Annotated in this window: 10 protein-coding genes and 1 pseudogene; 3 read left to right on the forward strand and 8 right to left on the reverse strand. The window is 49.1% G+C overall.

Annotation, left to right across the window (positions count from 1 at the left end):
• From tnpA to ACJHWK_RS07000, 8 genes and pseudogenes are all read right to left on the reverse strand, one after another.
• Positions 1–227 (reverse strand): annotated as a pseudogene (gene tnpA / locus ACJHWK_RS06965) (IS200/IS605-like element IS200C family transposase); the annotation flags it as partial.
• Positions 228–424: 197 nt separating this feature from the next.
• Complete coding sequence (gene ihfB / locus ACJHWK_RS06970) at positions 425–709, reverse strand: integration host factor subunit beta (protein ID WP_000167336.1); 285 nt, start codon at positions 707–709, stop codon at positions 425–427.
• A gap of 159 nt (positions 710–868) precedes the next feature.
• Positions 869–2,542, reverse strand: a complete 1,674-nt coding sequence (gene rpsA, locus ACJHWK_RS06975; protein WP_000140327.1) for a 30S ribosomal protein S1 — start codon at positions 2,540–2,542, stop codon at positions 869–871.
• Between the two features lie 110 nt (positions 2,543–2,652).
• Positions 2,653–3,336, reverse strand: coding sequence for a (d)CMP kinase (cmk, locus tag ACJHWK_RS06980; protein ID WP_001522762.1), 684 nt, complete (start codon positions 3,334–3,336; stop codon positions 2,653–2,655).
• A gap of 172 nt (positions 3,337–3,508) precedes the next feature.
• Positions 3,509–4,273 (reverse strand): metallopeptidase YcaL, encoded by a 765-nt coding sequence (gene ycaL, locus ACJHWK_RS06985; protein WP_001313710.1) that lies wholly within the window; start codon positions 4,271–4,273, stop codon positions 3,509–3,511.
• 169 nt (positions 4,274–4,442) lie between these two features.
• Positions 4,443–5,726: a 3-phosphoshikimate 1-carboxyvinyltransferase gene (aroA, locus tag ACJHWK_RS06990; RefSeq protein ID WP_001522761.1), complete on the reverse strand. Its 1,284-nt coding sequence runs from the start codon at positions 5,724–5,726 to the stop codon at positions 4,443–4,445.
• Between the two features lie 70 nt (positions 5,727–5,796).
• The gene (gene serC, locus ACJHWK_RS06995; RefSeq protein WP_000057149.1) at positions 5,797–6,885 is read right to left on the reverse strand and encodes a 3-phosphoserine/phosphohydroxythreonine transaminase; all 1,089 of its coding nucleotides are present in this window, start codon (positions 6,883–6,885) and stop codon (positions 5,797–5,799) included.
• Positions 6,886–7,083: 198 nt separating this feature from the next.
• Positions 7,084–7,776, reverse strand: a complete 693-nt coding sequence (locus ACJHWK_RS07000; protein ID WP_000642852.1) for a DUF421 domain-containing protein — start codon at positions 7,774–7,776, stop codon at positions 7,084–7,086.
• A 129-nt stretch (positions 7,777–7,905) separates the two neighbouring features.
• Here ACJHWK_RS07000 and ycaO point away from each other — a divergent pair, with 129 nt between their 5' ends.
• The 3 genes from ycaO (at position 7,906) to pflB (ending at position 13,266) form a co-directional block, all read left to right on the forward strand.
• Positions 7,906–9,666 (forward strand): 30S ribosomal protein S12 methylthiotransferase accessory factor YcaO, encoded by a 1,761-nt coding sequence (gene ycaO / locus ACJHWK_RS07005; protein WP_001328457.1) that lies wholly within the window; start codon positions 7,906–7,908, stop codon positions 9,664–9,666.
• 405 nt (positions 9,667–10,071) lie between these two features.
• The gene (focA, locus tag ACJHWK_RS07010) at positions 10,072–10,929 is read left to right on the forward strand and encodes a formate transporter FocA (protein ID WP_000642546.1); all 858 of its coding nucleotides are present in this window, start codon (positions 10,072–10,074) and stop codon (positions 10,927–10,929) included.
• A gap of 54 nt (positions 10,930–10,983) precedes the next feature.
• Entirely contained in the window at positions 10,984–13,266 is a 2,283-nt protein-coding gene (pflB, locus tag ACJHWK_RS07015) for a formate C-acetyltransferase (RefSeq protein ID WP_001292809.1), read from the forward strand.
• Positions 13,267–13,316: the final 50 nt, after the last annotated feature.

The raw sequence follows: 13,316 nt of genomic DNA on the forward strand, positions 1-13,316 counted from the left end.
CCGGATACGCTCATTTTGGGCGGGATCTCCACAAGCATATGGATATGATCTGCACAGCATTCAGCTTCCAGAATCCGTACACTTTTCCACTCACACAGCTTTCTCAAAATACTGCCTATTGCTCTACGCTTCTCTCTGTAGAACACCTGTCTTCGGTATTTTGGCGCAAAAACTATGTGATATTTACAGTTCCATCGGGTGTGCGCTAAGCTCTTTTCGTTCCCCATTGGGACCCCCTTTTGATTTCTTGTTTGACACTTGCAGTTGCCAGACCGCAAGGTGTTTTAACAAATCAAAAGGGGTTTTAATAACTGGCTTAAAGCTGAAAGCTTTCCGGAACCCCCAGCCTAGCTGGGGGTTTTCTGTGCACAATGAAAAAAGCACCCGACAGGTGCTTTTCTCGCGTTCAAGTTTGAGTAAAAACTTAACCGTAAATATTGGCGCGATCGCGCAGTTCTTTACCTGGTTTAAAGTGAGGAACGTATTTTCCTTCCAGTTCTACTTTATCGCCAGTCTTCGGATTACGTCCGGTACGTGGTGCGCGGTAGTGCAAAGAGAAACTGCCGAAACCGCGGATTTCAATACGCTCGCCCTGCGCAAGAGTCGAGGCCATATGCTCCAGCATCTCTTTTACTGCATCTTCAACCGTCTTGGCGGGAATGTGCGATTGCTGGGTGGCAAGTCTTTCTATCAATTCTGACTTGGTCATGATTCCTCCGGTTCCTTAAAGGCAAATTAAGCGGCTGCTGTTGCTGCATTGATTAAGGGCGGCCGTAGCCGCCCTTAGTGCTTGATTACAGGACGAAACCTGCAATCTGTCAAGTAAACTCAACAAACTTCGGAATAAAAATCCCGAAGAGTCAGAGAATTACTCGCCTTTAGCTGCTTTGAAAGCTTCAGCCATTGCGTTGTTGGAGAAGTTTGCATCTTCCTGTTTGTTAACAGTTGCGATTGCATCTTTCTCGTCAGCTTCGTCTTTCGCACGAACAGACAGGCTGATTGCGCGGTTTTTACGATCAACGCCGGTGAATTTAGCTTCAACTTCGTCGCCAACGCTCAGAACCAGGGTAGCGTCTTCAACGCGGTCACGGGATGCTTCAGAAGCACGCAGGTAACCTTCAACGCCGTCAGCCAGTTCTACGGTTGCGCCTTTAGCGTCAACTGCAGTTACTTTACCGGTTACGATAGCGCCTTTCTTGTTCAGAGCAACCCAGTTGTTGAACGGATCTTCTGCGAGCTGTTTAACGCCCAGGGAGATACGTTCACGTTCTGCGTCAACCTGCAGAACAACTGCAGCGATTTCGTCGCCTTTTTTGTATTCACGAACTGCTTCTTCGCCTGCAACGTTCCAGGAGATGTCAGACAGGTGAACCAGGCCGTCGATGCCGCCGTCAAGGCCGATGAAGATACCGAAGTCAGTGATAGACTTGATTTTACCTTCAACACGGTCACCCTTGTTGTGGGTTTCCGCGAACTGCTGCCACGGGTTAGCTTTGCACTGTTTCAGACCCAGGGAGATACGACGACGTTCTTCGTCGATATCCAGAACCATAACTTCCACTACATCGCCAACGTTAACAACTTTGGACGGGTGGATGTTTTTGTTGGTCCAATCCATTTCGGAAACGTGTACCAGGCCTTCAACGCCTTCTTCGATTTCAACGAAGCAGCCGTAGTCGGTCAGGTTGGTCACGCGACCAGTCAGTTTGGTACCTTCCGGATAACGTTTAGCGATAGCTACCCACGGATCTTCGCCCAGCTGTTTCAGGCCCAGGGATACACGGGTACGTTCGCGGTCGAACTTCAGCACTTTAACAGTGATTTCGTCGCCCACGTTGACGATTTCGCTCGGATGCTTAACGCGTTTCCAGGCCATATCAGTGATGTGCAGCAGGCCGTCAACGCCGCCCAGATCAACGAATGCACCGTAGTCAGTGAGGTTCTTAACGATACCTTTAACTTCCATGCCTTCCTGCAGGTTTTCCAGCAGCTGATCGCGCTCTGCGCTGTTTTCGGATTCGATAACGGCACGACGAGAAACAACAACGTTGTTGCGCTTCTGATCCAGCTTGATTACTTTGAATTCAAGCTCTTTGCCTTCCAGGTGCAGAGTGTCACGCACCGGACGAACGTCTACCAGAGAACCTGGCAGGAACGCACGAATACCGTTCAGCTCAACAGTGAAGCCGCCCTTAACTTTGCCGTTGATAACACCGGTAACAGTTTCAGCATCTTCGTAAGCTTTTTCCAGCGTGATCCAGGCTTCGTGACGTTTAGCTTTCTCACGGGACAGCAGAGTTTCACCGAAGCCGTCTTCTACTGCGTCCAGAGCAACGTCAACTTCGTCACCTACCTGGATTTCCAGCTCGCCCTGGGCGTTTTTGAACTGCTCAGCCGGGATGGCGGACTCAGATTTCAGACCAGCGTCAACCAGTACTACGTCTTTGTCGATAGCAACAACAACGCCACGAACGATAGAACCCGGGCGGGTTTCGATTTCTTTTAAGGACTCTTCAAAGAGTTGAGCAAAAGATTCAGTCATGTTTAATCTTCAGGTTTATATTTAACGTCCACCTGGCTCCATGCCGGATGGGGTTGTTTAACATACCCGCTGTCATTCCATTGCAACGGGGGTACTGCAAATTCGGTCGCTTATGCGAGAGCCAATTTCTGGCGCGCGTATTGTAGCGCTTTTTCAATCACTTGCTCAATGCTTAAGGTGGTGGAATCCAACACTAAAGCATCGGCTGCCGGAACCAGTGGCGCTACCGCTCGGTTACGATCGCGGTCGTCGCGTTCTTTGATCTCGGCCAAAAGGCGCTCAAAGTTAACACTAAAGCCCTTCTCCTGCAACTGTAGCATGCGGCGATGCGCACGTTCTTCCGAGGAGGCGTCAAGGAAAATTTTCACTGGCGCATCAGGGAATACCACCGTTCCCATGTCGCGGCCATCGGCAATCAAGCCTGGTAATTCGCGAAACGCGCGTTGGCGACGCAATAATGCTTCACGAACGCGTGGGAATGCCGCGACTTGTGAAGCAGCATTCGCCACTTCCTGAGTACGAATTTCGCCACTGACATCTTCCCCTTCGAGGATCACTTCCAGATTGCCATTGGTCGACACAAAACGTACATCCAGATGGGATGCCAGCGGCACAAGCACATCTTCCGATGCAACATCAACATGGTGATGTAATGCCGCCAGTGCCAGTACGCGATAAATTGCACCCGAGTCCAGCAGATGCCATTGCAACGCTTCCGCCATAGCCTTACACAAGGTGCCTTTCCCTGCACCGCTTGGGCCATCAATGGTAATAACCGGGGCAATTGCCGTCATCTTTATCTCCTTAAAACAGGCGTACCGTTAACATAACCGCGCGCATTATACGCGCCGACGCCACAAATCGTTAACGTTGTGTGCAAAAACCAGTTTTGTCTGTATTCAGATGGGGATTTATTGCGCAATTATAGCGGGCTGGCAGAAGACCAGCCCGAAAGATGACAATGATTTACTTACCAGAGGCGATACGATCACGGATGTGTTGCGCACGCTCTGTTGATGGTGGGTGAGAGTCAAACATGGACTGGGTACGACCGCCATCCAGGCTGGCCAATTTTTCAAAGCTGCCAACCAGCCCCTGGGTGCTGATGCCACGTTTCTTCAACAGATCAAAGGAGAAATCATCTGCTTCGGACTCTTTATCGCGGGAGTATTTAGCATTGATCGCGCCTTCTGCGATATCACCTAATTGTGAGCGAGAAAGCTGGGAAGCCACACCGCTGGTAGCGGAAATCGCATCACGTGCGGCAACGATCGCATAAGAAGCTTTCATTTCAGCCAGCGAGTGACCCAACGCGACGTGGCCCAGTTCATGACCCAGAACGCCTTCAATTTCGTTGTCGTTCATCATGTCCATCAGGCCACTGTAGACACGAACACAGCCGTTCGCCATCGCCCATGCGTTGACGTCGCTGGTCATATAAACCTTATAGTTGACTGGCGTGCCATTAATATTGTTACCCAATGCTTTGGCGATTTTTGCCAGACGTTTCCCGTACTTGCTGGATTTGCTTGCCACTTTATTGCCGCTGTCCATTTCGACACAGCCCTGATTGGCGATTGCTTTAGCATCAGCATCGCTTAATGTTGCGGCTTTATAAGCATTCAGACCTGAGCTGATAGCCAAATCGGTATTAATACCGTGCGTATTCTGACATCCTGTCAGTAAGGCTGCAGAGGTCGCAATCGCCAGCAATAATTTAGTATTCTTCATGTGAATCATCCGTTGATTAATTATATATAAACATTATGTATCAACAAGTTACATTGATAATTAACGCTACCATTAATAAAAATACCCCACAAGGTCCGAAAAAAAACGCCGGCAATGTGCCGACGTCTTTGAAAAGAAAGGATTGTCTATGTTATCGCCCGTTATTCATTCAGCCGGGTTGACTTATCCGCGCCAATTGCTCGAAATAATCTGGAAAAGTTTTAGCGGTACATTTTGGATCAAGAATCGTCACAGCCGTATCTGATAATGCGACCAGCGAGAAACACATCGCCATCCGGTGATCATTATAAGTGGCGATCTCAGCAAATTTCAGTTTTTCCGGTGGCGTAATGCGAATAAAATCGTGCCCCTCTTCGACTTCCGCACCGACTTTACGAAGTTCTGTTGCCATCGCAAACAGGCGATCGGTCTCTTTAACACGCCAGTTATAGATATTGCGCAGCGTGGTGGTGCCTTTTGCAAATAACGCCACGGTGGCAATGGTCATCGCCGCATCGGGAATATGGTTCATATCCATATCAATGGCGTTCAGTTCACCACGCGTGCAGGAAATATAATCATCGCCCCAGCAAATGGTCGCCCCCATTTTTTCCAGCACATCAGCAAAGCGAATATCACCCTGCATACTGTTGCGTCCAATGCCGGTCACTTTTACAGTGCCGCCTCTGATTGCTGCTGCTGCCAGGAAATAAGAAGCCGAGGATGCATCGCCTTCGACCAAATAAGTACCCGGAGACTGATAAGACTGCCCCCCTTTTACGACAAATTGTTGATAGTGCTGATTTTCAATTTCAACACCAAACGTCTTCATCAGATTGAGGGTGATGTCGATATAAGGTTTAGAAACCAGATCGCCTTTAATACGAATCACCGTATCTTCCGGCGCAAGAGGCGCAGTCATTAATAGTGCGGTGAGGAACTGGCTGGAAACAGAGCCATCAACGTCAACGTTGCCGCCAGTAAAGCCGCCCTGTAAACGCAATGGCGGATAATGTTCTTGTTCCAGGTAAGTGATCTTCGCCCCGCCCAGGCGCAGCGCATCCACCAGATGACCAATCGGGCGCTCTTTCATACGCGGTTCACCGGTCAGCACAATATCATTGCTACCCAGACAAAGAGCTGCCGCCAGCGGGCGCATTGCCGTTCCGGCGTTTCCGAGGAACAACTCCAGGGCACCTTCTGCGTGTAATGGACCGCCGTTACCGATAATTTCGCAACGCGTACGATCAGCTGAAAGCGTATAGCTTACCCCTAACGCTGTTAATGCATTCAGCATATGGCGCACGTCATCGCTATCCAGCAGATTGGTTAATAATGTTTTGCCATGTGCTAATGCCGCCAGCAATAAAGCGCGGTTAGAAACGCTCTTGGAACCGGGCAGATTAATAGTGCCATCGACACGAGCGATGGGTTGTAACGTTAGGGATTCCATGAACTCAACTCTCTACAACAGAAATAAAAACCCCACAGGCTGGCTGTGGGGATTATGCAAAATTTCGACATTAGCCGTGACGGCGTTCGAACTCAACCATGAAGTCTGTCAGTGCTTTAACACCTTCCAACGGCATGGCGTTATAAATAGACGCACGCATTCCGCCGACCACTCGGTGACCTTTCAGCGCATGTAAGCCCGCAGCAAAAGACTCTTCAAGGAACAATTTGTCAAGCGCACTGTCCGCCAACTGGAACGGCACGTTCATCCGCGAACGGTTAGCTTTCGCCACGTCATTACGGTAGAAATCGCTGTTATCAATCACCCCATACAGCAGTTCTGCTTTTTGCTGATTGATTTTATCCATTTCAGCTACACCGCCGTTCGCTTTCAGCCATTTAAAGACCAGACCAGACAGATACCAGGCAAATGTCGGCGGCGTGTTAAACATGGAGCCGTTATCGTTGAGGATGGAATAATCCAGAATCGACGGACACGCGATATTCGCTTTGCCCAGCAAATCTTCACGAACGATGACGATTGTCAGGCCTGCCGGGCCGATATTTTTCTGCGCGCCAGCGTAAATCACGCCATAACGGCTGACGTCAATCGGACGGGAAAGAATGGTTGAAGAGAAGTCGGCGGCGACCACCACATCTTTGCCGAAGTCTGGCGTTTCGTCGATGGCGATACCGTCGATAGTTTCATTCGGGCAATAATGCATATAAGCAGCATTATCAGAGAGTTGCCATTCACGCATTGGTTTAACCGCGCGCAGACCATCAACAGTCACTTTGGCGTCAAAGACATTAGGCGTGCAGTATTTTTTCGCTTCTTTAATGGCACTTGCCGCCCAGTAACCGGCATCAACATAATCTGCAGTGGTTTTATCACCGAGAATATTCAGCGGAACAGCAGCAAACTGACCGCGACCGCCGCCATGGCAGAACAATACCTTGTAGTTGGAGGGGACATTAAGAAGATCGCGAAAATCCTTCTCGGCTTCCTCTGCAACCTGAATGAACTCTTTGCCACGGTGACTCACTTCCATCACCGACGTACCAAGACCGTTCCAGTCGCGCAGTTCCTGTTGAGCCTGTTTAAGCACCTCTGCCGGTAGCATTGCCGGACCAGAACTAAAATTGAAGATTTGAGCCATTTCCCCTCACCACGTTGCGTTGCTATTAACCCGCGGTCAATCGATTGCGACCACAGGTAATACATTATTCCTGTGGCTATCGGTTTTATCATTCAGTGACACACATCGCAATGAGTAAAACCGTTGAGGGCAAAAATGTGGCTTGCATCACACAAAAGAATCTCTCGGATTATTAGCAAAAAGCCGATGTTTTTACTGTCACGTCACCCGTTTTGCCCGACTTGCCTTCGTCCATTCTGGATTTGCACAGCGCGGACATAATTGTTTTTCCCCCGCGTTCATATGAATGATTTCACTGCAACGAATGCAGGCATAGTCCGCCGACTCGGGTACCACTTTGTAACGCTGAGTACAGTCACTGGGTAAAATAAGTAAGCCCGGTTTCACCTTGTCATCTTCAAAGAAATAGACACTGATTTGCCCGTTGGTTTCGAGAATCGCCAGACGTACTTGCCCCAACTGCTCTACACCGCGCAATCGTAGCTCCATAAAGAACTCAAATTCCGTCATGTTGGAGTTATTGAGTTTTGACCAGGCCAGCTCGCCATCTTCAATAATGACAACCGGCTTGCCTTCCAGAAGATCTTCCAGTTTTTCACTGTGCGCCATCAACCACATTACCAGGCGGTATAACAACGCCAGAGTGATAAAGACGATAAGTACCGGGACCATCGGCACATCATCATAAAACGCCACATCTCCCGCCGCTGACCCCAGCGTCAGAATGATTAACACTTCAAACAGCGACATCTGCCGCACACCGCGTCTTCCGGTCATTTTGAGGAACAAAAAAACCAGTACAAAGGTATAAAGACTACGTAGTGCCACTTCGCCAAGGAAATCAAAAGGCACTTTATCAAATGCCATACGGTGGAGATCGAACGCCTTCATTTTTATGCTCTTATCGTGGTTTATCCACTAAAAGCATAGTCAACAGTTCATCGGCATGGCGGCGGTGATAGCGCCTTTGAGATAAAACCCGTATTATTGCGCGCTTTCCGTACGACTAAAGTGATTTTCATGACGCAAACATTTATCCCCGGCAAAGATGCCGCACTGGAAGATTCCATCGCTCGCTTCCAGCAAAAACTTTCAGACCTCGGCTTTCAGATTGAAGAGGCCTCCTGGCTGAATCCGGTGCCTAACGTCTGGTCTGTACATATTCGCGACAAAGAGTGCGCACTGTGTTTTACCAACGGTAAAGGCGCAACCAAAAAAGCGGCGCTGGCTTCTGCACTCGGTGAATATTTCGAGCGTCTCTCAACCAACTACTTTTTTGCTGATTTCTGGCTGGGCGAAACCATCGCCAACGGTCCGTTCGTGCATTATCCCAACGAAAAATGGTTCCCACTGAGCGAAAATGACGATGTGCCAGAAGGGCTGCTCGATGACCGTCTGCGCGCATTTTACGATCCGGAGAATGAATTGACCGGCAGTATGCTGATTGACCTGCAATCCGGTAACGAAGATCGTGGTATTTGCGGTCTGCCGTTTACGCGCCAGTCCGACAATCAGACCGTTTATATTCCGATGAATATCATTGGTAACCTGTACGTTTCTAACGGTATGTCCGCTGGCAATACCCGCAACGAAGCACGCGTTCAGGGGTTGTCCGAAGTTTTCGAACGCTACGTGAAAAACCGCATTATTGCTGAAAGCATCAGCTTGCCGGAAATCCCGGCAGACGTGCTGGCGCGTTACCCAGCGGTGGTTGAAGCCATCGAAACGCTGGAAGCAGAAGGTTTCCCAATCTTTGCTTATGATGGTTCGCTTGGCGGCCAGTATCCGGTGATTTGCGTGGTACTGTTTAATCCTGCTAACGGCACCTGCTTTGCCTCTTTCGGTGCGCATCCTGATTTTGGCGTAGCACTGGAACGTACCGTGACCGAGCTGCTGCAAGGTCGTGGCCTGAAAGATTTGGATGTGTTTACTCCGCCAACCTTCGATGATGAAGAAGTTGCTGAACATACCAACCTCGAAACGCACTTTATCGATTCCAGCGGTTTAATCTCCTGGGACCTGTTCAAGCAGGATGCCGATTATCCGTTTGTGGACTGGAATTTCTCCGGCACCACGGAGGAAGAGTTTGCTACGCTGATGGCTATCTTCAACAAAGAAGATAAAGAAGTTTATATTGCCGATTACGAGCATCTGGGCGTTTATGCTTGCCGAATTATCGTGCCTGGCATGTCCGATATTTATCCGGCTGAAGATCTGTGGCTGGCGAATAACAGTATGGGCAGCCATTTACGTGAAACGATTCTTTCGTTACCAGGCAGCGAGTGGGAAAAAGAAGATTACCTGAACCTCATCGAGCAACTGGATGAAGAAGGTTTTGATGACTTTACCCGCGTGCGTGAGCTGTTGGGTCTGGCGACCGGGTCGGATAACGGTTGGTACACCCTGCGTATCGGTGAATTAAAAGCCATGCTGGCGCTGGCTGGTGGCGATCTGGAACAGGCTCTGGTCTGGACCGAATGGACGATGGAGTTTAACTCATCAGTATTTAGTCCGGAACGCGCCAACTATTATCGCTGCCTGCAAACGTTGTTATTACTGGCGCAGGAAGAAGATCGCCAGCCGCTGCAATATTTGAATGCGTTTGTTCGCATGTACGGCGCAGATGCCGTGGAAGCCGCCAGTGCGGCAATGAGCGGCGAAGCGGCGTTTTATGGCTTGCAACCAGTAGATAGCGATCTGCACGCGTTTGCAGCACATCAGTCGTTGTTGAAGGCCTACGAAAAGCTGCAGCGCGCCAAAGCAGCATTCTGGGCAAAATAAAATCAAATAGCCTACGCAATGTAGGCTTAATGATTCGTCTGAGTTATATTACGGGGCGTTTTTTTAATGCCCCGCTTTACATATATTTGCATTAATAAAATAATTGTAATTATAAAGTTAAATGTCGGTAATTTGTATTTAATAAATACGATCGATATTGTTACTTCATTCGCCTGGTGCTCCCTTTTAATTAACTGTTTTAGCGGAGGATGCGGAAAAAATTCAACTCATTTGTTAATTTTTAAAATTTATTTTTATTTGGATAATCAAATATTTACTCCGTATTTGCATAAAAACCATGCGAGTTACGGGCCTATAAGCCAGGCGAGATATGATCTATATCAATTTCTCATCTATAATGCTTTGTTAGTATCTCGTCGCCGACTTAATAAAGAGAGAGTTAGTGTGAAAGCTGACAACCCTTTTGATCTTTTACTTCCTGCAGCAATGGCCAAAGTGGCCGAAGAGGCAGGTGTCTATAAAGCAACGAAACATCCGCTTAAGACTTTCTATCTGGCGATTACCGCCGGTGTTTTCATCTCAATCGCATTCGTCTTCTATATCACAGCAACCACTGGCACAGGAACAATGCCCTTCGGCATGGCAAAACTGGTTGGCGGCATTTGCTTCTCTCTGGGGCTGATTCTTTGTGTTGTCTGCGGAGCCGATCTCTTTACTTCCACAGTGTTGATTGTTGTTGCTAAGGCGAGTGGGCGAATCACCTGGGGTCAGTTGGCGAAAAACTGGCTAAATGTCTATTTTGGCAACCTGGTCGGCGCACTGCTGTTTGTACTTTTAATGTGGCTTTCCGGCGAGTATATGACCGCGAATGGTCAATGGGGACTAAACGTCCTACAAACCGCCGACCACAAAGTGCACCATACTTTTATTGAGGCCGTCTGCCTTGGTATCCTGGCAAACCTGATGGTATGTCTGGCAGTATGGATGAGTTATTCTGGCCGCAGCCTGATGGATAAAGCGTTCATTATGGTGCTGCCGGTCGCGATGTTTGTTGCCAGCGGTTTTGAGCACAGTATCGCAAACATGTTTATGATCCCGATGGGTATTGTAATCCGCGACTTCGCATCTCCGGAATTCTGGACCGCTGTCGGTTCTGCACCGGAAAATTTTTCTCACCTGACCGTGATGAACTTCATCACTGATAACCTGATTCCGGTTACGATCGGTAATATTATCGGCGGTGGTTTGTTGGTTGGGTTGACATACTGGGTCATTTACCTGCGTGAAAACGATCACCATTAATGGTTGTCGAAGTACGCAGTAAATAAAAAATCCACTTAAGAAGGTAGGTGTTACATGTCCGAGCTTAATGAAAAGTTAGCCACAGCCTGGGAAGGTTTTACCAAAGGTGACTGGCAGAATGAAGTAAACGTCCGTGACTTCATTCAGAAAAACTACACTCCGTACGAGGGTGACGAGTCCTTCCTGGCTGGCGCTACTGAAGCGACCACCACCCTGTGGGACAAAGTAATGGAAGGCGTTAAACTGGAAAACCGCACTCACGCGCCAGTTGACTTTGACACCGCTGTTGCTTCCACCATCACCTCTCACGACGCTGGCTACATCAACAAAGCGTTGGAAAAAGTTGTTGGTCTGCAGACTGAAGCTCCGCTGAAACGTGCTCTTATCCCGTTCGGTGGTATCAAAATGATCGAAGGTTCCTGCAAAGCGTACAACCGCGAACTGGACCCGATGATCAAAAAAATCTTCACTGAATACCGTAAAACTCACAACCAGGGCGTGTTCGACGTTTACACTCCGGACATCCTGCGTTGCCGTAAATCCGGTGTTCTGACCGGTCTGCCAGATGCTTATGGCCGTGGTCGTATCATCGGTGACTACCGTCGCGTTGCGCTGTACGGTATCGACTACCTGATGAAAGATAAACTTGCACAGTTCACCTCTCTGCAGGCTGATCTGGAAAACGGCGTAAACCTGGAACAGACTATCCGTCTGCGCGAAGAAATCGCTGAACAGCACCGCGCTCTGGGTCAGATGAAAGAAATGGCTGCGAAATACGGCTACGACATCTCTGGTCCGGCTACCAACGCTCAGGAAGCTATCCAGTGGACTTACTTCGGCTACCTGGCTGCTGTTAAGTCTCAGAACGGTGCTGCAATGTCCTTCGGTCGTACCTCCACCTTCCTGGATGTGTACATCGAACGTGACCTGAAAGCTGGCAAGATCACCGAACAAGAAGCGCAGGAAATGGTTGACCACCTGGTCATGAAACTGCGTATGGTTCGCTTCCTGCGTACTCCGGAATACGATGAACTGTTCTCTGGCGACCCGATCTGGGCAACCGAATCTATCGGTGGTATGGGCCTCGACGGTCGTACCCTGGTTACCAAAAACAGCTTCCGTTTCCTGAACACCCTGTACACCATGGGTCCGTCTCCGGAACCGAACATGACCATTCTGTGGTCCGAAAAACTGCCGCTGAACTTCAAGAAATTCGCTGCTAAAGTGTCCATCGACACCTCTTCTCTGCAGTATGAGAACGATGACCTGATGCGTCCGGACTTCAACAACGATGACTACGCTATCGCTTGCTGCGTAAGCCCGATGATCGTTGGTAAACAAATGCAGTTCTTCGGTGCGCGTGCAAACCTGGCGAAAACCATGCTGTACGCAATCAACGGTGGCGTTGACGAAAAACTGAAAATGCAGGTTGGTCCGAAGTCTGAGCCGATCAAAGGCGATCTCCTGAACTACGATGAAGTGATGGAGCGCATGGATCACTTCATGGACTGGCTGGCTAAACAGTACATCACTGCACTGAACATCATCCACTACATGCACGACAAGTACAGCTACGAAGCCTCTCTGATGGCGCTGCACGACCGTGACGTTATCCGCACCATGGCGTGTGGTATCGCTGGTCTGTCCGTTGCTGCTGACTCCCTGTCTGCAATCAAATATGCGAAAGTTAAACCGATTCGTGACGAAGACGGTCTGGCTATCGACTTCGAAATCGAAGGCGAATACCCGCAGTTTGGTAACAACGATCCGCGTGTAGATGACCTGGCTGTTGACCTGGTAGAACGTTTCATGAAGAAAATTCAGAAACTGCACACCTACCGTGACGCTATCCCGACTCAGTCTGTTCTGACCATCACTTCTAACGTTGTGTATGGTAAGAAAACTGGTAACACCCCAGACGGTCGTCGTGCTGGCGCGCCGTTCGGACCGGGTGCTAACCCGATGCACGGTCGTGACCAGAAAGGTGCAGTAGCCTCTCTGACTTCCGTTGCTAAACTGCCGTTTGCTTACGCTAAAGATGGTATCTCCTACACCTTCTCTATCGTTCCGAACGCACTGGGTAAAGACGACGAAGTTCGTAAGACCAACCTGGCTGGTCTGATGGATGGTTACTTCCACCACGAAGCATCCATCGAAGGTGGTCAGCACCTGAACGTTAACGTGATGAACCGTGAAATGCTGCTCGACGCGATGGAAAACCCGGAAAAATATCCGCAGCTGACCATCCGTGTATCTGGCTACGCAGTACGTTTCAACTCGCTGACTAAAGAACAGCAGCAGGACGTTATTACTCGTACCTTCACTCAATCTATGTAATTAGATTTGACTGAAATCGTACAGTAAAAAGCGTACAATAAAGGCTCCAC

Source organism: Escherichia sp. WS547, from assembly GCF_046486065.1.
GTDB lineage: Bacteria > Pseudomonadota > Gammaproteobacteria > Enterobacterales > Enterobacteriaceae > Escherichia > Escherichia coli.